A 22,953-nucleotide genomic window follows, 5' to 3' on the forward strand; every position below is an offset into this window, starting at 1 on the left:
ACAACACCGTGTATAATTCATTGCTTCCGATTTTCCTCGCGGAAAATCCTCGCAATTTTGCTACCTTAGTTTCTTAACTCGAAAATCCTGCGGATTTTCACGCAACGAAACTATACACAAACCGTTGTGCATAATGTATCCAAATCAAAACGCAAATTGAATTGAATAAAATACCTAGCAAAATAAAATATCTGATTTACGGACTTTGCGGACTGATTTTCATTGTGTTGAATTTTGGACTTGGAGCAAAACTTCAGATTGGACTGACTGAAAACCTACAAAAATTGACCGATTACTTTTTCGGAATCCCAACGAATACTCTCGACTACTTAATTTTTGCTACTATTCCTTTTTTTGGGATGATTTACAATTCGACTAGAAATAAATTTAAAGTAAAAGAATTAATTACGGATATATTCACTGTTCTCTTTTTCGTGATAATAGTTTTTGGAATTGGACTTTTTATAATGGTCTTTTCAGCAAGACATTCAAATCCTTTGATTCCCGATTATTTAAAGGCAGAACCTTTTGATTTATATTCGACCATATTAATTGGAATAGGAATATTAATGCCGTATTTGATTATAAAACTAACAAAAAAGTAAAACACTATGCACAACACCGTGTATAATTCATTGCTTCCGATTTTCCTCTCGGAAAATCCTCGCAACTTTGCTATCTTAGTTTCTTAACCCGAAAATCCTAGCGGATTTTCACGCAACGAAACTATACACAAACCGTTAGCAAACATATGGAAAACATTATTGACGTACTTATTGTAATCCTGATTTTCGCAGCATTAATATTAGCATTCTATTTAGCTTTTACATTTAAAACCAAAAGCGAAAAAGAGTATGAAAAAAGGCTCGAAAAAAGTTTAGCTGACGAATACATTATTGACCCAGAAACTGGTGTCAAACTTACTTTAGAACAAGCTGAATCAGGGCATTGGATTTCGCATGACAATGAATTTCGTGCAATCCCAGAATTCGAACTTGATAATCTTCCGACCGAAGACGAAAAAATGGTTCAAAAAGCTATAAACTATTTGAGAGTAAGCAAAGAATATAGAAAAACTACACTTACAGACAAACAGATTAAAGTTTTTGAAAAATCTAAAACCTTAAACAGTTATGACGATTGGCACTACTCACACCCATTTGAATTCGAAAATGGAATTGTATTTTTACCAGCACCCGAATTACACGGAATGACCTACTATCAAGATGACTATTGTGAATCACATGTAATGTTTTGGATAAAAATTGACAATATTAACGGTCATTACTTTTTTAGGGAAAAATCCTCATCTGAAAAGATTCTTGACCTCTTAAGGAACGACGATGAATTAAAAATTGCAGATTATGAATGCTTTACTTTAAAAAAAAGTAACAACATCATCCTATTGAAAAATATACTCAAGAATTTCGAAAACGAAAAAGAATTAGAAATAGAAATTGATGATGAAAATTTATTCATAAAGACTACAAGGCTTGTGAATTTAAATGATATTCTGAGAATTGAAAAAATAATAAAAAACGTTTGCTAACACCGTGTATAATTCATTGCTTCCGATTTTCCTCTCGGAAAATCCTCGCAACTTTGCTATCTTAGTTTCTTAAACCTGAAAATCCTGCGGATTTTCACGCAACGAAACTATACACAAACCGTTGGCAGTAATTTACCATTATAATGGGAACTATATTGTTTACCAGAGTCAGCACTAATTTATTAGCAGGTGTTTCAAATTAAATATTTGACTTTACTCAGAATATTAAATCAATATGATAAATAGAAAATATAGTGAAAGTAAATTCTATATATCTCCACAAATTTTAATAATTATTAGCGTATTACTAGTTACATTTTCGCCAATAACAATTTATTTTTATGGATTTCCACTTTTAATTCATTCTATTGGTGTGTTTATAATTTGGAAAACAAATAAAAAACTTAAGACTAAAATTTTGTGGACGATTTCACCTATCATTTTATGTTTAATTATTTTTTATTACTTCATGTATTAGATAAAAATACAACTGCCAACACCGTGTATAATTCATTGCTTATGGTTTTCTCCAATAAAGTCTACAGATTTCTATAAAAACACAAAAATTGTCTTACAACCAACAATACTCCAACAATAACTTCAATAACCGTTATTGGAACTACAGACACACAAAAACCCCTTAAAACAGGCTTTTTTCGACCACAAATGTGGTCAAATCAACTGTTCAAAAAACAAAAAAAAATTTGTAAGACAATTGTAAGACAATTGTCTTACAAATTGTATTACAAAATTCATTGTTACTTTTTCAATGGAAAAGGTGTAAAATTTGGAACTTTTACAGGCTTTGATAACAGAAATTTTTCAAGCTTTTCGAAATCGAATTTTTGCTTATTTCCAGAGCCTTTTATAAAATCATAGGACACAGAAAAAATACTATCCCTATCAATGGACAGAAGACTCTTCAATACCTTGTCAAATTCTTTCGAAAGGGCCATTGGCACATGGTCCCCAACCTGTTTTAAGGTCTTTATATGGTCATCAAGGTAATCCGTTTCCTTATTGTATTTCTGTGCTACACGCTTACTGTACATCCATATTACCAACTGCATAAATTCCTTGGACCTTAAAAACTTCTGGTTCTCCAGTTCCTTAATCCTTTCCCTTTCTGCTTGGCACACCCTATCCTCCACAACTGAAGTCAATAAATCCCTCAGATATTCGGACAGTCTGACCCCCTTCATTTCTGCACGTTGATTGATTTCATTTTTAAGAACTCTGGGTATCCTAAAGGTTACGGATTGATCGTCTGTATCGGATTTCGCCATATCACTGATAATTTTATTGTTGTTTATTTTATTACTGCTCTAGTGTTGCTTTTCCTGTCGGGACTCCAAAGATATAATCCAAAAGATAGTCGTCCGCCTCCGCCTCTATCTTTGCCTTTAGCACCTTTATCCGTTCACTTCTGTCCTGCTTGGGGACAACGGTCTCCTGCATCGTGGCCATCCCTTTGTTCAGGTTCTCCATGCCCATCAGTTCCATAATCGCGGGTAGCTCCATTTTTTCGTTTGCCACAGGGGCACTGGATGGGTTTTGCTGTTCAAGGGCCCGAAGTCCAAATCGCCTGTCAACATCCAAACGGTGTTTTTCCAACTGGTCATATTGCATCCCGAATGAACCGAGAACCTCCTCAGAAACATTGGCAACCACGCTCTTTACATTGGCCTGGAGCCATTCGGCGGCAAAGGTATATCCCTTTAGCTGCTCCCGATACTTTTCAAGAATGAATTCAAACGTGGCTGTATCGAATTTCTCCTTCCACTGTAAAAGTTTCAGGATGTTCCCATCAAGAAGCACGCTTTTCTGAAGCACATGGTAAAGGGATGGACTGTTATCCTCCAAAAAATAGTTCTTGCCGTTGCCCTCGATAAGGAGAACCTTCCCCCCATATTGGTCAAAATCGATGGTATCGTTTTTCTTTTTAGCCTCTTCTATCATGATACTTGGAATGAACACTACCGAGGCCTTCATGATGTTTATTCCAAGTTCATAGTTGATCTCTTCAATGGATGTCATATCGCTTTCCTTATTTCTTTATAGCATTGCCGAATAGTCCTCTGGAAGCTCCGCATCGATATCCCTAAGGTATTTCTCCAAAGCTGTCATGGAACTGTGGCCTGTTATCTGCATCAGCTTGCTCTTGGCTGCATGCGGTGAGGAATCTGCCACCAAGGCCCTGTAAAGCTTGGTAATGAAGGTATGCCTGAAGCTATAGAGGCCATGGTCCTCTCCCAGTCCAAAGGATTCCTTGACCACTTTCTTGAAGCGCTTGGTAAAGTAGTTGCGCTTGTTCTCCAGGCTCGTCTCCCATTCGCCTCCTATTCCCTCTGGAGTGAACAGGTAATGACCTTTATCTTTATTCGATAGGTCGGGAAGGTCACGTAGCAAAAGGTCGGGAATGATCTTGGTCTTCATAGGGCTGTTCTTTGCCTCAAAACTAAGGGTCCTGTGCTTTAGGTCGATATCCCCAACCTTTAGCCTGCACACTTCCAATGGTCTCAGGAAATTGTAGGATATGAACTTGATGAACAAGAGCAGTGTTGGGTCTTCCTTTTCCAAGAATTCGAAGATTTCCTCCTGTTGTCCCTTGGAATACGACTTGTTGCGCTTTGGTGTGGATTTGAGAACCTTGATCTTGCCCACAAAGTTAGAGGGGACAATATCGTTGTCCTCCAAGGTCTGGAACAGGCTGCTCAGGCTTGCCCTGTAGTTGTTCCTGTTTCTTGGCGTAGAAGTCTCCAAAAGGCTCGTCAGAAACGTTAGCACCAGTTTCCTGTCCACCTGTTCGATGAATTCCACTTCTGGATGCTCTTTTTGGAACCATTCATAGAATACCTTGATATGGCTCTTGTATGACCTGAGGCTGCTTTCCCTGAGCTGTGCCGATTTCAGTGAAAAGTCAAAGTCGAGGGCTTCCTTAAAGCCCATGCCCTTTTCCTTGGAGTCTTCCTCTATTTCTACTTCTTTTTCTTCGGGGACAACCTCGGTATGTTCAATGGGCTTTTCTTTTGCCACAACTTCATGCTCTGCTTTCTCTTTTACTTCTCCCTGTTCTGTACCATTATATCTGTCGAGATTGTTCTCATACGGACTGTAGCCCTCTTTGAGAAGTTTTAACAAACGTTGTCTATAGACACTGAGTACCGTCATGCGTTCCTCTTTTGTCTTGTAGCTGTTGGCGACTCCGTAAATGTTCTTTTTGTAACGCTCAAGCTTTCCCGTTTCTGGATTGCGATAGGAAAAATAGACATACCATCTTTTCGATAGGTCGCCCTTGGCGGTGTGGATTTTTGGGGTGGAAAATAATTTTTTGGTAGGCAAATCGTGTTCTAAAACGTGTTCATTTTCGTGTTCAAATGTAACCAATTCATTCAAATTTGACATAAAAAAAGCAGTTTAGAGTGAACTAAACTGCTTATCTGGATGATTTCCAATTAGTAGCGGGAACTGGACTCGAACCAGTGACCTTCGGGTTATGAGTTTGAAAATTGCCCCGAATTTTAACGCTATTGATGCTATTTTTTGCTAAACCGTGTACGCAATCGTGTACTCTGGTTTATATCTTTTCTTATTCAAATATACAGATAAAAATTCAAAAAAAATCGTTCACAACAACTAACTGTTTGTATATACACATATATACTCCCGTAAAATAAATCAATACCACGCCAAATAACCGAAGAGGAAATAATTATGATAATACTTACAAAACCAACTTATATTTTATATTTTAGCTGTTCCAACCCAACCAACAATGTACTACGCAACGTAAAGCACAGTTTTTTTCTCACAATAGGTATGCAAAAACAGTTAACTTTGACTAAATAAAGAACAATACCTTTACAGTGGAGGAAAATATAAACACTATGTGTTTTTTAGTCCTTTGTAGGGCAAAAAAAAGGATAATATGGACAGTAATTATTATAAAATTTACGAGAATCTTTATGCAGACTACCTATACGATTGGGACAGGCAGAGAAGAGTTTCTTTTTACACAGACTATGACTTTATAAAAACCATAAGGAGATCAATCGATCGGGCGGACACAGAAAATAATCTTCGTCCAGACGCAAAGTACTTTTTAATGGTCAACTTCCATCACTTAATAGTACGACCGTTAATGGAAAGCCGACTAGAGATATATTTTCCAAACCATAAAGAATTCCTAGACTTAGAATACAGTATCCAAACCGACATCGGAACAATCATTTCAGAAAGTATAAAGGACAATAAGGAGGACGTAAGTGGTCATCAAATTATGAAGACTATTGACAACCTTTGGAGGGAACTAAGAACAACTAGACTCGAAATTTGGGGATGAGTGACCAGAAGGACGCAGTAAATATTGGAGTTACACTAAGCACTCAAATCATTGCCGCTTCATTAACAATGATTGCGGTTGTTGGAGCCTTTGCTACTTTCGCTATAGATAAGAGGGAAATAGGAATAGTATATTACCTCCTTACTGGTGGAGCCTTTTTGTCTTTCGTAATAAGCATCATTCTCGGTGGAAAAGGAATTGACAAGGCAAGAGAAAAAGGATTTATAGGTTCCTGGACAATTGCTGACACCAAAAAATTATTTGATTGGCAAGCGAAAACAGCCTTACTTGGTATAATTTTGTTTTCAATAAGCGTGTTTAATGGACAAGAGAAAACGGTAGACTTAAAAATGCAAATTGACAGCCAGGAAAACAGTATCAACCTCCTTAAGAAGAACATCCGATTAATAATAATTCAAGACTCTCTTAAGGCTATACAATTTGAACAATTAAATGAAAAGTTGATAAAAACGACTAGTGAGTTAGAAAAACTAAAACTCCTGTGCCCCACAAAACCTATTGAGAAGCAAGCTCCGCAGAGCAATAAATCGAAACAATAAAACTTAACCTACTTAGCACAAGCTGACAGGAAATTACTTCTAAAACCCTTCTGCCCATAATCAAACCGTTGCCCCCATTGAAATAAAAAGCCAAGCACATTTTGCACCTGCTTTACTCATTCCAAAAATAGCTTACCCTTTACTCCCACTAACTTATAATTACACAAACACTTTTTATATTGAAAAACGAGATAGTAGAAATTAAATAACTATTTTGGCTAACATAAATTTATACGGACATGAACCGAATAAAGGAAGTACTTGAAGAAAAGGGAATTAAGCAAAAATGGTTAGCCGAACAACTCGGGAAGAGTTACAACATGGTGAACGGATATGTTCAAAACCGACAACAACCTAGACTTGAAGTGCTATATGAGATTGCAAGAATTCTTGACGTTGAAGTCAAAGATTTACTAATAGAAATTAAGAAAGACGAGCAGAATGGCTAAAGACAATACATCGCTAGAACAACTAAAATTCTTCCTCAATCAACTATTTCAGTTTGATTCTCAGGACTTGGATTTTGGTGTTTATAAAATTCTCTATTACAAAAAGAAAGAGATTGCCACCTTCATTGACCAACTATTGGTAGACAAAGTAAAGGCAGAATTGCAGACTTTATCAGCCGATGAAACAATACAGGTTCAAGACCAAATTACTGAGATGGAGAAATCTACTTCACTCAAAAAATGGTTAGAAGCTGTTGAGAAGAAAGATGAAACCAGGTTAGCCATTTATGAAGAAGATTACAAGGATGAAATAACCCAATACAAAGAGCTAAAATCAAAAGCCACTGAATCCTCCGTTTCGGTTGAAACTGAGAATCAGATTTACAACCACCTGACCTTGTTTTTCTCTCGCTACTACGATAAAGGAGACTTTATCAGCAAGCGAAGGTTTGGTAAGAATGAAAAGTATGTTGTGCCGTACAATGGTGAAGAAACACATTTTCATTGGGCTAATCAGGATCAATACTACATCAAATCATCCGAGACCTTCAACCACTATGCCTTTAAGGTGCAGACTGCAGATAGCAACCTTGTAGTAAACTTCAAATTGCACAATGCACAACTTGAACAAGGAAATGTAAAAGCTGAAGAAACCAACTTCTTTATGCTTTCTGATAAGTCACCTGAAATCAAAGAAAAAGATGACAGCGACTTGCAATTTGTGTTAGCCAACAAGCAGCCTGATGTCAATGAGAAAGAAATAACCATCTATTTTGAGTACAGGCCATTAGGTGATGATGAAAAGAAGAAAGTAAAAGGCAATAGCAAGCAAGACACTTTAGATGAAATTGCATTTGATTTCTTGAAAAAAGAATTTGGCACCAATCCAATATTTGCCAACCTATGGCAAAAACAAGAAGGTAAGCCCCTACTCTTAAAGAAGCTCCAGCACTACACACGAAAGAACAAGCACGATTTCTTTATTCATAAAAACCTGAAAGGTTTCTTAGAGCGTGAATTGGATTATTACATCAAGAGTGAATTGGTGAATGTAGACGACCTTTATGTAACCGACACAGATTCACATTTTGACCGACTAAAGCATAATTTGAAAACCATTAAGGTATTCAAATCTATTGCTGATACCATCATTGAATTTGTTAGCCAGATAGAAGACTTCCAAAAAAAGCTCTGGGAGAAAAAGAAGTTTGTGCTGAGTACTGAATGGGTGATTACCATTGACCGCTTGGTGAAGTATGTAGGCGAAGAAGCAGCCAAACCCATTTTGGAACAAGTGATTAAAAATGAAAAGCAGATAGCTGAGTGGAAAGACCTGTTTGGAGATAAGAAAGCTCCTAAAGAGATTGAAGAACTTAAAACAGACTTGCATACTTGGAGAAAGCTGCCTATTGATACTGCAAACTTCCCAAATGGATTTAAAATTGATCTGGTAAATTTTCTTTCAGAGACAATAAACTTATCAGATTCATTAGACGGACAGGTTTACAGTTCGGATAATTATCATGGCCTTAACTTATTGAAAGATGCGTACACCGGTAAGATTAACAATGTTTACATAGACCCTCCATATAACACGAGTGCTTCTGAGATAATTTATAAAAATAGTTTCAAGCACTCTTCTTGGTCTTCATTAATTGAGAACAGAATTGAAGTTGGAAAACCACTTCTCCATGTTAATGGAAATTTATGCGTAACAATCGATGATGTAGAAATGCCTGCACTTTCGATGATAATGTCGAAGGTACATGGGCCAAAGAATATTGCAGGTGTTATAGCTATTCGCGCTAATCCTTCTGGAAGGCCTAATGAAGCTGGATTAGCAATTGCCCATGAATATGCAATTTTCGCTAAATCAAGCTCCGATTCAAAAATAAAGAAGCTCCCAAGAACTGATGCGCAGTTAGAGCGATACAAAGAAAAAGATGATACGAGCATTTTTGAATGGAGAAATTTTAGAAGGGAAGGCTCAAACTCTGATAGAGCAGATGGAAAGCGACAATGGTACCCAGTGTATGCAGATTTAGCGGAAGGGACAATTCGAGTGCCTAAGATGGAGTGGTCTGATGAAACAGAATTGTGGTCGATTAAAGAGAAACCGACAAAATCAGAAACTGAGATTTGGCCAATTACTGATGACGGTGTTGAAAAAAATTGGAGATGGAGTGAAGAGAATGTTCGAAAAGACTACTCTCAGTTTCATACAAAAAGAAATAAGAAAGATATTCCTCAAGTGTACTACAAATTCAGGCCTAACACAGATGGAATAACACCATTGACATTTTGGCAAGATGCGAAATACTCTGCTACTGAGCACGGTACAAAAACATTAAAATCCTTGTTTAATCAAGCTAAATTTTCATATCCAAAATCAATTTGGGCTGTGAAGGATTGTTTGTACATAATGGGGAATGAGCGTAATTCAATAAATCTAGATTACTTCCCTGGTTCGGGTACTACATTTCATGCTGTTCAACTTTTGAATAAAGATGATGAAGGTGAAAGAAAGTGCATATTGATTGAACAAGGACAATACTTCCATACCATTTTAATACCCCGTATTAAGAAAGTAGCCTACACCTTCGATTGGAAGGTTGGGAAACCAAAAGAAGGCAGCATGAATGGACTTGGGGTATTCTTCAAGTACCAACGCCTAGAACAGTATGAAGAAGCCTTAGAAAACATTGCCTTTAATGCTTCAGAAGATGCCGTGCAAAAGGCATTTGAATTCGACAAGTACATCCCTAAATACTTTTTGGAGTTTGAAACCAAAGGCAGCCAATCCTTAGTGAATACTGCCGCCATGCAAAACCCTTGGGATTACAAACTCAAGGTATGGGATGGCTTTACTTATGATACAGAGCAAGCCGTTGATTTGGTAGAAACCTTTAACTACCTAATAGGGCTACACATGCAGAAATGCATCACCAAAGAACTCAATGGTAAGAAATACCAGTTCATTTACGGTCATAACAATGCCAACAAAAACATCTTAATAGTATGGCGCTCAGTGAAAGGTTGGAGCTTAGAAGATTTCAAAGAAGATGCAGTCACATTACAGACAGAACTCAAAACCTTTGAATATGACCTACTCTATATCAATGACCAGGCACATATGGAAGGCTATCAACCCATTGAAGAAGTATTCAAAAACAAAATGCTCTCATAACCATGCAACTAGAAAAACAACTTGTCCTTTTCAGGTACATCTTGCATCAGTTGGGTTATGAAGCCTTTGAAGACTTGCGAGATGAGTTTAACAACAAAGAGTCAGGCACCAGCTCAACGGGTTACACCTATTTTGCCAGTGCTTTAATGTCTAACTCAGACAAACTGATTGAAGATCGAGCTATACATCAATACGATGAAGCCATACAGAGTTATGAGAAAAAACTCCGTGAAAACCGAGCTGAACCATTTCTCACATTCAAATACTATCAATGGTTTGCCTTACTATTTACCGAATACTTTTTTGACCAATACAGCAACAATGCAAATCAACTTATTGCCAAGCTGAATGACTATGCTAAAGGAAGTAAAGACTTTAAGCAAATAGAAGCCTATACAGAAAAAGACTTGAAGAAACTTGCTTATTGGATGGCAACTGGTAGTGGCAAAACCCTCTTGATGCATTGCAACTATTGGCAAATCACAAAGTACTTCAAAGAATGGGAAAACATCATTCTCATAACCCCAAATGAAGGTTTAAGCAGGCAACATTATGAAAGTTGTGTTGAAAGTGGCATTGATGCAAAACTTTACTCTGGAAGTGAAGAAAGCCTAAAAACCAAAGAAGGAGAAATACTCATTTTGGAGATTACCAAATTGGTTAAAGATAAGGAAGGGGAAGGTGTAAGTGTTGATGTCGATTACTTCTCAGAGTCAAAAAACTTAGTATTCATTGATGAAGGACACAAAGGACAAAAGTCAGAAGAAAGAGCATGGAAGAATCTAAGAGAGCATTTGACTCGTGGCGAAGGGTCATTCACCTTCGAGTATTCAGCAACCTTTGGTCAGATCATCACAAATAGCACAAAAGACTTATTACAGGAATACGGAAAGTCCATCATTTTTGACTACTCCTATCGTCATTTTTATACAGATGGTTATGGGAAAGACTTTAGTGTATTCAATCTTGACACCAAAAACGAATACAGCATAGAACAAAATAAGCTACTTCTTACCGCAAGCTTATTGGGTTATTATGAGCAGCTTGAACTATTTGAGAAATACAAAAAAGAACTGCGCCAATACAACATCGAGAAGCCCCTTTGGGTATTTGTTGGAAGCCGAGTAATTAGCTCAAATTCAAGTAGCTTAACCAAAGGAGATAAGGAAAGTGTTTCTGATGTTTCTAGGATTATAAAGTTCTTTAAGTATGCACTTTCATCACCTGCTTCTTTACAAGTAGATATTGACAAAATACTCAATGACAGCACAGGGCTAAGAGATGCAGATGGGGATGATATTTTTAAAGGTCATTTCGAGCATCTTAGAACATCCAAACCAATTGCAGAGACCATTCTGAGTAAGGTTTTCAATGGCATTGGCAACATTGAAGCCTTCCAGGTAAAACAGGCTGAAGGTGAAATTGCGTTAAAGACAAAAACCAGTGATCAATACTTTGCAGTAATCAATATTGGTGATGTCCCTAAGTATGCCAAAACGCTAGAAGCAGATACGGAAGGAGAACTGACCATTCAAGATGACAATTTTTCCAACTCATTATTTCAAGCCATTTCAGAGACCAATTCTACTATAAATATCCTAATTGGTTCCAAGAAGTTCATAGAAGGTTGGAACTCATGGAGAGTTTCAAGTATGGGGCTGATGAACATGGGCAAAAGTGAAGGTGCTCAAATTATTCAGCTCTTTGGTCGTGGCGTTCGTCTTAAAGGCAAGAACCTTTCCTTGAAAAGAGAAGAATCCGATTCGCCTTACCATATACGAGCATTACAAACCCTTTCCATAATGGGCTTGAACGCATCTTACATGAATCGTTTCTTAACGGAAATAGAAAAAGAAGTACCTGATTACACCAATATCCCAATAGAAATCAAACTCAATCATAAAGAGCTGTGGGATGGGCAAATAATGACCTTCAAAAAACAAGAAGGGAAATCCTTTAAGGATGAATTGATTGAATTGAAATATAGCCCAGATGTGGCAAAAAGGGTCACTATTGACATGCGTAATAAAATCAGCATTGCAGCAGGTGGTTTCAATAGCCAGGTGGCAGAAGATGTAGTAGATTATCAAGAAAATTTCATCAAAGAGTTTCGAGACTTCATCGACTACAACTCACTTTCATTGGAAGCAAACAGATACAAGCTACTAAAAGGGTATCGCAACTTAATTGTAAACCAACCTGTACTATCCCAGCTAATTGAAAGTGGCGGCTTCAATCTACTAAGCCATAAAGGCCAATTTAGTATCATGGAAGCAATTTCAGGCAAAATACAAGGAGTAGCTGTGAGCTTAGTAAAGGATTACATCAATAAGTTCTATGCTGATAAAGAAAAGGCATTCCTTTCCGAACACCTTACCTATGATATGCTCTCACACAAAGAACATGAAGCAATGTTCCCAGCTTCGCATACTATGATTGTGAAGGTGCCCAAGAAACACGATACATTCATCAAGGAATTAGAAGAAAAAATCAACGTGATGTATGAGAAGGATGATACAACGCTTCCATCTATTCACTTCGATAAGCACCTTTATTCCCCCATTGCATCAATTGCCGATGGTAAGAAGTTCAAAGAGATTAAAACTGTTCCTGTACGGTTAAATGATGGTGAAAGAGACTTTATAGACCATTTGCGCCAGTTCGCTAAGGAATCAGATAAATTTAAGGATAAGCAGCTATTTGTACTTCGTAACCTATCGGTTAAAGGAATTGGTTTCTTCATGGATAGCTCTTCATTTTACCCTGACTTTATCCTTTGGGTAGTTGATGGCAAAAAGCAACACATCTACTTCCTTGATCCGAAGGGAATATTACTAGGAGAAACACACTTCAATAATCCCAAAGTAATATGGTGCAATAAGGATGCATCCACTTTGGAAGCTAAAATTCAAGCAGACTTAAAAAATGACAAAAAGGACGTTGAAGTTCACATTTCAGCATTCATTCTATCAGTAACACCGTTTGAAAAAGTCCAAAAGGTATGGAGCGATGGTAATGTTACTAAAGATCTATTTGCTGAGAACAAGGTGCTTTTTATTGAAAAGAACAAGGAGTACTTAACTGAAATATTTAAAAACGTAGATTGATGTGTTTGAATAATGCCAACGCTAAGTTCAAGCACATTGCAATCCTCGCTCCTTTAATTGAAAAGAGCTTCCACTCCAATTTGGAAACAATAGTACTTTAACATTATAATATCCCGTCATATTCAACCTTTTCAAGTATAGATGGGGTATTACTATCCACTTTGGGACTAAACAGGTCTTTACTTACCGAATAGGCGTAAAGAAGCTCCTCTGGGAAGGTATAGTTGATGATCTCCTTTATGTCTGACTGAGTAAGATCCATGGACAGCCAGTTATGAGCATAGTCGGCATCGAGTATCAAAGGCTGCCGCTTTTTCTTGTTATGTATCTTTGCAAATAAAGGGGAGGCTTCCCTAGTAAGGATTGTAAAGGTGATATAAGTACCAATAAGAGTATACAGACCTGCCAAGGCCAAAGGCTTACTTTCTTTATCTTTAAAATGAAATGGGTATTTTTTACCTTTATGGTCGTGTGGTTCAAAAAAGCCAGACACTGGTATGATGCACCTTTTATCCATAATGGACTCCCTATACAAAAAGTGTTGGAAAACTTTTTCGCTACGAGCATTTAACCCCGATCCATACTTCACAGACTCTTTGTAATAGGGTTTGATTTCTTCTACAGTTCTATCACTTGGAACGATCCCCCAAACCCCAGGAGCCAAGACGGCCGAGTTTTCTTGTGGGATGACCAACATGTTGGGATGGGAAAAGCCGTTGTGGTGATAATGAGGTTGCTTAAAATATGGACGAATGTTTTCGTCGGCCAGTTTCACCTTAAAATCCTTTTCCAAATATTCTGGCTCATGCCAAGTACTTGTATGAAAACACATGGACTAAATTTACTAAAAATAACCGTTGCAAACCACTTCCCAACCGTTGCAACGATCGTTGCCGAACCGTTGCCGAACCGTTGCTGAACCGTTGCTGAACCGTTGCTGAACCGTTGCAGTGGTTACATTTGTACCCAAAAACACAAGAAAAAGAACCCAACATCTAAAAACACAACAAAACTTTATGCCGCTTCCTTTTGTGCAAAAAAATCCACCAAATCTGCTCCCTCTTCCAAACCTCTATGCTCCAAAAAAGGATTCACCCTGATTGACAGGCCTCGTTTCGTCATTACCTCTACCTTTTTACTCCAGTTTTCGAACTCTGTCTTATCTGGAAAGGCAATGACATGGTACCCTTTCAAAGGCTTTAATAACTCATGCTTAAAATTGGACTTAGATCCAGTTGCCAACCATAAGAATTGAGGATACCTTATACTCATTATGATTGCGGTCTTTTCAGACTCTACAATACAGACGGTACTTCCTTCTGGATGTAAACCTAAATTATGGATCCCAAACAAGCATTGCTGGAGCACAAACCTATCTAATTTCAAAACCTTGTGCATCCAGTTAATATGAGGGTAAGGATCTTTTACACGCTTACCCGTTATAGGATCGTAAAGCATTACCTTCCCTGCACATATTTGCAACTTTTCATTTATTTGCCAGAATACCGTAGCTCCTGCCCAATGGTTGGAGTTCCCTATGCGAAATTTTTCAATAGCGGCTATGATAGTTTCCCTATCATAGAACTTTTGTAAGTACCTTATGAAGTGGTTCCCATTAAAGTCGTTACCGCCTATATGTAAACTATCTTCATTATGGAAAGAAGCCTCTGGCCGAATAAAAGTGCCAGCATGAGGCGAAATAATTCGCTGGTTCCCATCTGGCTTGTTATGGTATCCACATTTACTTTCTCTGTCACAACGTCCAAAATTGGCTTCTAAATAATTGTTTTCAATAGCGTCCATATACCTTACAAAGGTCTTTTTCTGACAGTTGGGACATGGAAACTTTTTACTTGATCGGTCTAAATAATATCTATAGTTCATAATTCTAAACTGGTTTAATCGTAATGCTCGTAACGTTCGTAATATTCGTAAGGGTTACGAATGTTACGAACGTTACGATTTTTTTTCTCATTAAATTTTAAGTGCATTAAATAGGTAGGCCAAAGCATCCTCCTCGGTATAGTCGATTGTTTTTCGCTTTTTCATCTTCTTTATCTTAGGAGACACTTCTTCTGGCCGCAACTCATCCTTGAGCATATTGAATAGCCGCATTCGCTCCTCTTTAGGGAGCAATTGACTTATTTCATATACAGTGGATGCGTTTGCCAAAGTTTTATAGGCCTAATCTTTTGTTTGTATTTCTAATTGTTCCTTCACTCACACCCAGCTGTTCCGCAATTTTGGTGTTCGCAAGTCCTTCGCTTTTAAGCTTTTTTATAACTTCATCCCTCTCAGACATATCACTTGCGCTTAACTGCTTCAAATGGTCTGTTTCAGATCCAAATTCCCTTAGTTCGAGCTTCAAAAAGTTATGCGGGTTAACGATCTCACACACGGCAACGTTTTCTCCATGATAGATCTGTTCTGTATTCCGCTGCTTTATTTGTTTGATATACCTATAAGATGGGAGCATGGTACTTTCTCCAAGGGCGAAGGCACTATCACAAAAGTTCATAAGCATTTTACTTCCTGCAAGATCATTCTTGGTGATAGGGTTGAACCCGGTTCGTTTGGGAGTATGCGCCAATACCAAAATTGACGCCCCATACTTCCTATTTAAAGCTTTTAAATGCTTCATCAAGGCCAAAGCATCCTTAGCTCTCTCATTGTCACTCTTTAGATAAGTGATGTTATCTATGATGAGAACTTCTGCTCCGTGGTTTTGGATCATGGTTTCGAACGAATGGCACAAGTAATCTTCAAAGGTTACAAATTCCTTAGGGATCTCTGTTTCTGGGTTTATCTCGGCTCGAAGAAAATTGTCGTGAAACTTATAATGATCGGTATAGTCTTTAGAGTAACGCTTTTCAAACTGTTTATCGGAAAGCTCGAAATCAAAATAGGCTACTTTTTTAGTGGAAGTCTCTATTTGAAACCCATCTATGGCAATGCCCCTACTTATACTGTCAGCAATTTGCATTCCCAATATAGATTTACCAACATTGGTGTCGGCAAACAAAACGCTGACTTCCCTTTCATACCAAAATTCACTAAACAGCATGTTTGGAATGGGACGCTGTTTAGCGTCCTCTATCCATTCATTTCCCGACTTTACGATAAAACAACCATGTTGCGATGATTTATCCCTTAGGGCTTTCTCTTCCCTTTCGATCTCATGCAAAAGATCAAAATGCTTATCCAATGTAACATTAGGATCTTTCATAATTCTTAAGTTTTTTAGGATTAAGCATATTTTGATCGATCAAGCCTCTGATGTATTCAGAAACAGTTTGTTTTTTGGCATGCCTCATTTGTTCTATACCGTCCATTTGTGTGCTAGTTACTCGCACATTAATCATAAATTTTTTCATAGTTGATTAAAGTTTAATTTGGGTTAATAAATAAGAATGCCGCCTATAGACCATACGGATCCATAGGCGGCATATATAAATTTGTAGTCTAAAGAAAAGTAGGGCTGCTTTACCGCTACTTTGCTTCACTTGAATTTCTTTTGTAAGGATAAAGGTGCTGAGCACCGAAAGCCTCCTTACTCGATCTGCTTTCCTTTTAATAGTAATACTGTTCATAATTTACAGGTATTGGTTAACACTTGCAAATTATGAGCATCCCCAGAAGAGGGCTAAAAAACTGTATTACATTCTATATCAAAAAACAGAAAAGTTATATCAAAAAAGGGCATTTCTATATCAAAAAGCCGATTTACCCTCCATTGAGGCTTCGTATTTCTCGATTTCGGTGGTTAAAAGTTGAACCCTTTCATAATATTTTCTGTTCAAATGTTCCTTAGGTTTTAGAACCCGAATAAGCTCCACTCCAAACTCCTTTTTAACGAAATTAAGGTAGCTCTTTGGCTTACTCTCTTCGAGATATCCTTTTCCTGCCATAGCAAGAAAAAAGGCCTGAATGTACATCTCTGGATACTCCCTAAATGAAGTTATCTTATTGTAGACAAAACGGAAAAACTCAAAGTCATTAAACAGATCCATATAGCCTTCTTCATATTTCCGCTTTAATTCCGCTGCCTTGGAAAAGTAATTATCTTCTTCGAATTTGAACTGCCTATTAAGATTAAGTAATATTTTTAAATGTGTCTCGAAGTTGACTACAGTTCGAATATTTAAATTTTGAAGAATTAACTCCTCTGTGAAATACTCTAGATCACCACATAGAAATGGGACAACCATATCTTTAGTCGCCAACGCCCTCTTTAAGGCATTTCTGTGATAATAAAGGTACTCAAACTTGGCTTGTGTATACGACACAACATCCCCCTCACTATTCACCGTCTGGACGACCTTATCAAACCCTTCTGGTTTTAATACAGACATAATATCAAGAAATAGTCCACTTGCATATTTCCTGAGCTCTAGTGCATCTTTTCCAAACACGGCTTTGTCCCATTCACGTAAAAAATCATTATAGTCCTCTGAAATAAAAATCTTCCATCTTGTTACAATAAACTCATAGAACTCATCCCGCAATTCTTTTACGGGTGTTAGCTGGCGCTTTAAGGGGACAACTTGATTTTGAAAAATTTCATCAGATACTACTATCCTTGCCGAGTTTTCCCATTGAAAGTATCCCTCCCCAACTAAAAGCTCATCAAAATCTTCGAGCTCCTCAATTAACTCTAATGCCTTTTTACTACCAGATTCATCCTTTAGGTTGATGTTATTAAAATATGCCATACAATATTGATTTAGGTCGGGCGAAATTATAATTTATCCACTTCTAACCCACCTAAAACAACTATTGTTTATTCACATTACCCCTAAATCCTTTCAGGTCAAAAAAAGAGACACATAATTAGTAAGGATTAAATTATACCTTAATTAGGTTAGAGTAGTCCTTTGGTAGTTCTGCGTCGATATCCCTTAAATACTTCTCTAGTGCTTCCATAGTTGAATGGCCTGTAATAAGCATTAATTGGGATTTGGTCTCATAAGTACTAAAGTTCTTTTTAAGTTCCCTGTAAAGCATAGTAATAAAAGTATGCCTAAAACTATAAAGTCCATAGTTCCCATCTAAGCCAAAATGATCCTTGACCTTTTTAAATCTTTTTGTAAAATAATCTCGCTTATTGACTTCCGTAGTGTCCCATTCCCCTCCAATTCTGTCAGGAGTAAATAGGAAGGAATTTCTATCCATCTTCGTTAGGTCGGGAAGGTCTTTCAGAAGTTTGGCTGGGATAATTTTTGTCTTAACAGGCTTATTCTTCGCCTTTACATACAACTTTTTGTCCTCCACGTCCAGATCCTTTACTTTCAACCTACAAACTTCTATGGGACGAAGGAAGTTATAGGAAACAAACTTAATGAACAAGGATAGAATAGGATCCTCCTTTTCAAGGTAGGCATAAATCTCTTTGTTCTCTTGTGGCTTATAGGTCTTATTTCGGATAGGCTTAGCGCTAAGGACATTGATCTTCTTAACAAAATTGCCAGCTATTACTTCATTGTCCTCTAGAACCTGAAACAAAGAGCTTAGATCAACACGGGCATTATTTCTGTTCCTTGGACTTGTACGTTGAAGGACATCATTAAGGTAATTTATTACGATCTTTTTAGTCACTAGGTTAATGGAAGACTCTTCTGTGATCCCATTTTCCTGTAACCAGCTCTTTAACCTGTTGATACGACTCTTGAACTTAGGGTAGGAAGTTGCGTTGAGAACCTTTTGCTTAGTTTCCAAACCAAGCTTGAAGGCCTCCCCTAGCGTCATCACATTTTCTGCCTCCTCCTGTATACCTTCAACTTTATGATTGGCTTTACTAGCAGCTACCTCGGTAACTTTATTGGAAATCTCTGGAGCAATCTTATGGTCATTATTGCGACTATCAGTTTTAGCCTCTACTCGTGCCATCTCAACGACTTTCGGTTCTTTGCTAAGAAGCCTGTCCTTTACCTTGGAATTGTCCTCTGCATAGGGATTATATCCTGCCTCCAGAACCTTCTCCAAAGTCGCTTTTATTTGTGTTAGGATTTTTAACCTATTCCTTTTTGTCTTCTGAAAATTTGCATCTCCTTTCAAATTTGTTTGTCGGGTCAACTTTCCCGTCTCGGGATCTCGGTAAGAATAATAGACGTACCAGTCCTTTTTAAGAGCATCTTTCTGCTCTTTTTTGGATAGTTTACTCCATTCGGAAACCTTGACGCCTCCTGTGAAGATTTTGGGTTCATTGTAGTTCAATTTCATACTAAAATCGTGTACTGCATCGTGTACTTCAAACAAAAACCGCATAGCTGACTGCATAAAAAAAACGGATTGTGAATACACAATCCGTTCAGTTTAACAGCTTTAAGCTTTGTAGCGGGAACTGGACTCGAACCAGTGACCTTCGGGTTATGAGCCCGACGAGCTACCTACTGCTCTATCCCGCGATATCGTGCTGCAAATATAAGACGTTTTTTGAGAATACAAAGCATATTTTAAAAATAACTCCCAACAATTTCTTGCCGGGAGCTACACAATTATTATGGGCTTATTTTAATCTTCTGGGTCCAAGGTTACTATCACTCCTCTACCCTCAGTATTGTGCACATCAAAATTTTTCATTTTTGGAAAGTTTTTTTCCAAAGCCGCCAAATCTCCCTTGAAAGCGTTGTTTCCTAAGAGCAAAACTTTCAGGTTTACCAAGCTAGCAAGTTCATTTGGCAAATCACCATAAAAAGCATTATTGGCCAATACCAATTCTTCCAAACCTGTTAACTTACCAATTGACTTTGGGACAATCCCTAACATTTGATTATCAAAGACACTCAATACTCTTAGTGATGCCATCCCTGAAATTTCCTTCGGAAGGTTTCCGGTAATTTTATTACTGCTAATTAAAAGCTCTTTTAGTTTGGTAAGTTTACCTATGGATTTTGGAATCGTTCCTTCTATGTGGTTATTATATAATTCCAAATATTCTAAATTGGCCAAGTTTCCTATCTGACGAGGGATCTCACCTTCAATTCTATTCATAAACAACTGCAACGACACCAAGGATTTTAAATTTACAATGGAACTTGGCAGTGTTCCGTTCAATTGATTAAAAGCTATGTTCATTACTTTTAGTTCCGTTAGGTTCCCTATGGATGAAGGAATCTTTCCGGTGATAGCGTTTCTAAAAAAACTAATTTTTCTTAAGTGAATCAAGTCTCCAAACATCTCTGGAAGTGTCCCCGAAAGGTTATTGGAATCTAAATTTAACTCAACCACCTTATCGTCCTCAATGATCACACCACACCAAGTATATACTGGTGCATTGAGATTCCATTTTTTAAACCAATGCTCTCCTTGGGTGGAAGCATTTAATGCCACAAGAGCTGCTTTTTCTTTGGCCGAAATTGCGCCAAATGACAATACACTAATTAAACAGAACAGAAATGATAGTTTGAGCGTTTTCATAATGATAAGTTTGAAGCAAGAAAAAAGTTACATTAACGAATATAATCTTAATTCGTTGAAATGCAAATTTTTTTCGACGAAATACATAGTCAACTAAAAAGAAATACTGATAAAGACATTGAAAATCAACATATTTTATAAACTCTTACTTATTAAAGCTCACTTACTTGAAAGTAAAATATGTCAAAATTTTGAATCTTGATTTCCAACAACATGGGATTACAACAGACTTCGCAATCTTCAATATAATTTTGATTGTGAATAGACTTGTCCACTACAACAGATATTTGCTGCCAACAATATGGACATTGAAAGAAGTATGTTTCCATTCTGTAAGTTACAGATTTAGAAACGATTTTAAACAACTAAATTTTAAGTGAATGTCTTTTAGTTAAAACTATCCAACTCCTCGTGGATTGTTTCCCAATCCAACATGAGAGTATCCAATTTGTCCTTTTTGGCTTGATAATTCTCAAAGAAACTAGGGTCTGCCACTAAGGCATCATAATTTATAGCAAGTTCGGCATCAATAGCCTTGATTTCCTTTTCCAGTTGACTAATTTTAGCTTCGGTATTGCTCAACTTGTTGGCCAAAGCTTTCATCTTCTTTTGGTCTTGGTATGATTGCTTATTGGTTTCCTTTGGTTGCTCTTTGATAACATCGCGTTTTTCAACTTCCCTAAGGTTCTCCACGTTGCGTTGCTCTAAATAGAAATCGATATCTCCCAGATACTCCTTGATTCTTTGATCTTTGAATTCGTACACCTTATTTGTAAGCCCTTGAAGAAAATCACGGTCGTGAGACACTAAAATCAAAGTTCCCTCAAACTTCTTTAATGCTTCTTTTAAAACATTTTTGGATTTAATGTCCAAATGGTTAGTGGGCTCATCCATAACCAACACATTCAAGGGTTGCAGTAACAATTTTGCCAGCGCCAAACGGTTTCGTTCCCCTCCGGAAAGCACTCTCACATATTTATCAACCTCCTCACCACGGAACAAGAACGATCCCAAAATGTCTCTTACCTTACTTCTATTGGACTCATTAGCAGCATCAATCATGGTATCCAAAACTGTTTTGTTGCCGTCCAGATATTCTGCTTGGTTCTGAGCAAAATACCCTATTTGCACGTTATGCCCCAACTTTAAATGCCCTTCGTGCTTTATTTCCCCAACAATAATTTTAGCCAAGGTAGATTTACCCTGACCATTCTGCCCAACAAAAGCCGTTTTGGAATCTCTTTCAATACTTAAGTCGATGCCATTTAAAACCTGTAAGTCACCATAATTCTTGGATATATTTTCAGCTTCAACTACCACTTTACCTGGGGTAATGGACACCGGAAAATTTAAGGTCATCACGCTATTGTCATCTTCATCTACCTCTATTCGCTCCATTCGGTCCAATTTCTTGATCAGAGACTGTGCCATGGAAGCTTTGGAAGCCTTGGCCCTAAATTTTTCAATCAGTTTTTCGGTTTGCTGAATCTGTTTCTCCTGATTTTTTTGTGAGGCTAACTGCTGTTCCTTGATTTCCTTTCTAAGCACTAAAAACTTTGAATAAGGCTTATTGTAATCGTAGATTCGTCCCAAGGAGATTTCAATAGTACGATTGGTTACATTATCCAAGAACATTTTGTCGTGGGATACAATCACTACGGCACCGGAATAGCCCTTTAAAAATCCTTCCAACCAAATAATGGATTCAATATCCAAGTGGTTGGTAGGCTCATCCAGAAGTAAAATATCATTGTTTTGAAGTAACAACTTGGCCAATTCAATACGCATACGCCATCCTCCGGAAAAGGTATCCGTAAGTTTATTAAAGTCCTCCCTTTTAAAACCTAAACCTTGAAGAATTTTTTCGGTTTCACCTTGATAATTGTAACCTCCCAAGATTTCATATTGATGCTGAATTTCATTTAGATCGACCATCAATTGGTGATAGCTTTCACTTTCATAATCGGTACGCTCTGCCATTTCTAGGTTGATCTTCTCTAATTTCCGTTCCAAGGCCTTAATCTCCCGAAACGCTTCATAGGCTTCTTCCAAAACTGTCCTTCCTTGGATGAAATCTATGTCCTGTCTTAAAAATCCAATGCTTAAATTTTTATCGGAAGCTATTTGCCCCAAATCAGGCTCCATATCCCCAGACAAAATCTTGAGCATGGTAGATTTACCAGCCCCGTTTTTACCAATCAAACCAACCCTATCCCCAGGATTGAGTTTAAAGGTGATTTCTTCAAATAAATATTCGCCCTGAAACGAAATAGAGAGGTTATGGATATTGAGCATTTAGTGACTTTTGTTACAATTAATCATTCTATAAAACGTAACTTTACA

Annotated in this window: 19 protein-coding genes and 1 tRNA gene; 7 read left to right on the top strand and 13 right to left on the bottom strand. The window is 37.4% G+C overall.

The genetic code is table 11. From position 1 onward, the window contains the following. Positions 1-161: 161 nt before the first annotated feature. On the top strand, positions 162-605 hold the full coding sequence (locus ZA05_RS01450; RefSeq protein ID WP_157514485.1) for a hypothetical protein: 444 nt from the start codon (positions 162-164) through the stop codon (positions 603-605). Between the two features lie 146 nt (positions 606-751). Further along, a complete protein-coding gene (locus ZA05_RS01455) occupies positions 752-1,549 on the top strand; it encodes a hypothetical protein (RefSeq protein WP_053990084.1) in 798 nt (265 codons plus the stop codon). Between the two features lie 758 nt (positions 1,550-2,307). Here ZA05_RS01455 and ZA05_RS01460 read toward each other — a convergent pair. From ZA05_RS01460 to ZA05_RS01470, 3 genes are read right to left on the bottom strand one after another with little or no spacing between them, the layout of a single operon-like run. Further along, on the bottom strand, positions 2,308-2,835 hold the full coding sequence (locus ZA05_RS01460) for a hypothetical protein (protein ID WP_053990085.1): 528 nt from the start codon (positions 2,833-2,835) through the stop codon (positions 2,308-2,310). 31 nt (positions 2,836-2,866) lie between these two features. Next, entirely contained in the window at positions 2,867-3,586 is a 720-nt protein-coding gene (locus tag ZA05_RS01465) for a hypothetical protein (protein WP_157514486.1), read from the bottom strand. Between the two features lie 18 nt (positions 3,587-3,604). Further along, positions 3,605-4,954, bottom strand: a complete 1,350-nt coding sequence (locus tag ZA05_RS01470) for a site-specific integrase (RefSeq protein WP_053990087.1) — start codon at positions 4,952-4,954, stop codon at positions 3,605-3,607. 523 nt (positions 4,955-5,477) lie between these two features. Here ZA05_RS01470 and ZA05_RS01475 point away from each other — a divergent pair. The 5 genes from ZA05_RS01475 (at position 5,478) to ZA05_RS01495 (ending at position 13,194) form a co-directional block, all read left to right on the top strand. After that, a complete protein-coding gene (locus tag ZA05_RS01475; protein WP_053990088.1) occupies positions 5,478-5,891 on the top strand; it encodes a hypothetical protein in 414 nt (137 codons plus the stop codon). Next, complete coding sequence (locus ZA05_RS01480; protein WP_053990089.1) at positions 5,888-6,451, top strand: hypothetical protein; 564 nt, start codon at positions 5,888-5,890, stop codon at positions 6,449-6,451. Before ZA05_RS01475 ends, ZA05_RS01480 begins: the two co-directional genes overlap by 4 nt. Before the next feature lie 239 nt (positions 6,452-6,690). Next, positions 6,691-6,900, top strand: coding sequence for a helix-turn-helix transcriptional regulator (locus ZA05_RS01485; RefSeq protein ID WP_053990090.1), 210 nt, complete (start codon positions 6,691-6,693; stop codon positions 6,898-6,900). Next, the gene (locus ZA05_RS01490) at positions 6,893-10,087 is read left to right on the top strand and encodes a DNA methyltransferase (protein WP_053990091.1); all 3,195 of its coding nucleotides are present in this window, start codon (positions 6,893-6,895) and stop codon (positions 10,085-10,087) included. Before ZA05_RS01485 ends, ZA05_RS01490 begins: the two co-directional genes overlap by 8 nt. Before the next feature lie 2 nt (positions 10,088-10,089). Beyond that, complete coding sequence (locus ZA05_RS01495) at positions 10,090-13,194, top strand: DEAD/DEAH box helicase family protein (RefSeq protein WP_053990092.1); 3,105 nt, start codon at positions 10,090-10,092, stop codon at positions 13,192-13,194. Between the two features lie 103 nt (positions 13,195-13,297). Here the strand turns inward: ZA05_RS01495 and ZA05_RS01500 are convergent, their stop codons facing one another. The 10 genes from ZA05_RS01500 to ZA05_RS01535 form a co-directional block, all read right to left on the bottom strand. Further along, on the bottom strand, positions 13,298-14,026 hold the full coding sequence (locus ZA05_RS01500) for an SOS response-associated peptidase (protein ID WP_053990093.1): 729 nt from the start codon (positions 14,024-14,026) through the stop codon (positions 13,298-13,300). Between the two features lie 182 nt (positions 14,027-14,208). Then, a complete protein-coding gene (locus ZA05_RS01505) occupies positions 14,209-15,078 on the bottom strand; it encodes a DUF6371 domain-containing protein (protein WP_053990094.1) in 870 nt (289 codons plus the stop codon). A gap of 90 nt (positions 15,079-15,168) precedes the next feature. After that, the gene (locus ZA05_RS18130; protein ID WP_157514487.1) at positions 15,169-15,366 is read right to left on the bottom strand and encodes a hypothetical protein; all 198 of its coding nucleotides are present in this window, start codon (positions 15,364-15,366) and stop codon (positions 15,169-15,171) included. Positions 15,367-15,370: 4 nt separating this feature from the next. Beyond that, positions 15,371-16,420 carry an AAA family ATPase gene (locus ZA05_RS01510; protein WP_053990095.1) on the bottom strand — a complete coding sequence of 350 codons (1,050 nt, stop codon included), beginning with the start codon at positions 16,418-16,420 and terminating at the stop codon, positions 15,371-15,373. 484 nt (positions 16,421-16,904) lie between these two features. Further along, positions 16,905-17,906 carry a hypothetical protein gene (locus tag ZA05_RS01515; protein WP_053990096.1) on the bottom strand — a complete coding sequence of 334 codons (1,002 nt, stop codon included), beginning with the start codon at positions 17,904-17,906 and terminating at the stop codon, positions 16,905-16,907. A 133-nt stretch (positions 17,907-18,039) separates the two neighbouring features. Continuing rightward, positions 18,040-19,470 carry a site-specific integrase gene (locus tag ZA05_RS01520; RefSeq protein ID WP_053990097.1) on the bottom strand — a complete coding sequence of 477 codons (1,431 nt, stop codon included), beginning with the start codon at positions 19,468-19,470 and terminating at the stop codon, positions 18,040-18,042. Positions 19,471-19,525: 55 nt separating this feature from the next. Then, a tRNA-Met gene (locus tag ZA05_RS01525) sits at positions 19,526-19,598 on the bottom strand. A 106-nt stretch (positions 19,599-19,704) separates the two neighbouring features. After that, positions 19,705-20,610 (bottom strand): hypothetical protein, encoded by a 906-nt coding sequence (locus ZA05_RS01530; RefSeq protein ID WP_053990098.1) that lies wholly within the window; start codon positions 20,608-20,610, stop codon positions 19,705-19,707. A 152-nt stretch (positions 20,611-20,762) separates the two neighbouring features. Further along, the gene (locus ZA05_RS17970; protein WP_082333637.1) at positions 20,763-20,939 is read right to left on the bottom strand and encodes a CPXCG motif-containing cysteine-rich protein; all 177 of its coding nucleotides are present in this window, start codon (positions 20,937-20,939) and stop codon (positions 20,763-20,765) included. 58 nt (positions 20,940-20,997) lie between these two features. Continuing rightward, entirely contained in the window at positions 20,998-22,905 is a 1,908-nt protein-coding gene (locus tag ZA05_RS01535; protein WP_053990099.1) for an ABC-F family ATP-binding cassette domain-containing protein, read from the bottom strand. Positions 22,906-22,953: the final 48 nt, after the last annotated feature.

Origin of the sequence: Mangrovimonas sp. TPBH4 (genome assembly GCF_001280505.1) — a bacterium.
Lineage (GTDB): Bacteria > Bacteroidota > Bacteroidia > Flavobacteriales > Flavobacteriaceae > Mangrovimonas_A.

Excerpts from the sequence above, each read along its gene's own strand:
- ZA05_RS01455 (WP_053990084.1), top strand. The coding sequence starts at position 752 with ATGGAAAACATTATTGACGTACTTATTGTAATCCTGATTTTCGCAGCA.
- ZA05_RS01460 (WP_053990085.1), bottom strand. The coding sequence starts at position 2,835 with ATGGCGAAATCCGATACAGACGATCAATCCGTAACCTTTAGGATACCC.
- ZA05_RS01465 (WP_157514486.1), bottom strand. The coding sequence starts at position 3,586 with ATGACATCCATTGAAGAGATCAACTATGAACTTGGAATAAACATCATG.
- ZA05_RS01470 (WP_053990087.1), bottom strand. The coding sequence starts at position 4,954 with ATGTCAAATTTGAATGAATTGGTTACATTTGAACACGAAAATGAACAC.
- ZA05_RS01475 (WP_053990088.1), top strand. The coding sequence starts at position 5,478 with ATGGACAGTAATTATTATAAAATTTACGAGAATCTTTATGCAGACTAC.
- ZA05_RS01480 (WP_053990089.1), top strand. The coding sequence starts at position 5,888 with ATGAGTGACCAGAAGGACGCAGTAAATATTGGAGTTACACTAAGCACT.
- ZA05_RS01485 (WP_053990090.1), top strand. The coding sequence starts at position 6,691 with ATGAACCGAATAAAGGAAGTACTTGAAGAAAAGGGAATTAAGCAAAAA.
- ZA05_RS01490 (WP_053990091.1), top strand. The coding sequence starts at position 6,893 with ATGGCTAAAGACAATACATCGCTAGAACAACTAAAATTCTTCCTCAAT.
- ZA05_RS01495 (WP_053990092.1), top strand. The coding sequence starts at position 10,090 with ATGCAACTAGAAAAACAACTTGTCCTTTTCAGGTACATCTTGCATCAG.
- ZA05_RS01500 (WP_053990093.1), bottom strand. The coding sequence starts at position 14,026 with ATGTGTTTTCATACAAGTACTTGGCATGAGCCAGAATATTTGGAAAAG.
- ZA05_RS01505 (WP_053990094.1), bottom strand. The coding sequence starts at position 15,078 with ATGAACTATAGATATTATTTAGACCGATCAAGTAAAAAGTTTCCATGT.
- ZA05_RS01510 (WP_053990095.1), bottom strand. The coding sequence starts at position 16,420 with ATGAAAGATCCTAATGTTACATTGGATAAGCATTTTGATCTTTTGCAT.
- ZA05_RS01515 (WP_053990096.1), bottom strand. The coding sequence starts at position 17,906 with ATGGCATATTTTAATAACATCAACCTAAAGGATGAATCTGGTAGTAAA.
- ZA05_RS01520 (WP_053990097.1), bottom strand. The coding sequence starts at position 19,470 with ATGCAGTCAGCTATGCGGTTTTTGTTTGAAGTACACGATGCAGTACAC.
- ZA05_RS01530 (WP_053990098.1), bottom strand. The coding sequence starts at position 20,610 with ATGAAAACGCTCAAACTATCATTTCTGTTCTGTTTAATTAGTGTATTG.
- ZA05_RS17970 (WP_082333637.1), bottom strand. The coding sequence starts at position 20,939 with ATGGAAACATACTTCTTTCAATGTCCATATTGTTGGCAGCAAATATCT.
- ZA05_RS01535 (WP_053990099.1), bottom strand. The coding sequence starts at position 22,905 with ATGCTCAATATCCATAACCTCTCTATTTCGTTTCAGGGCGAATATTTA.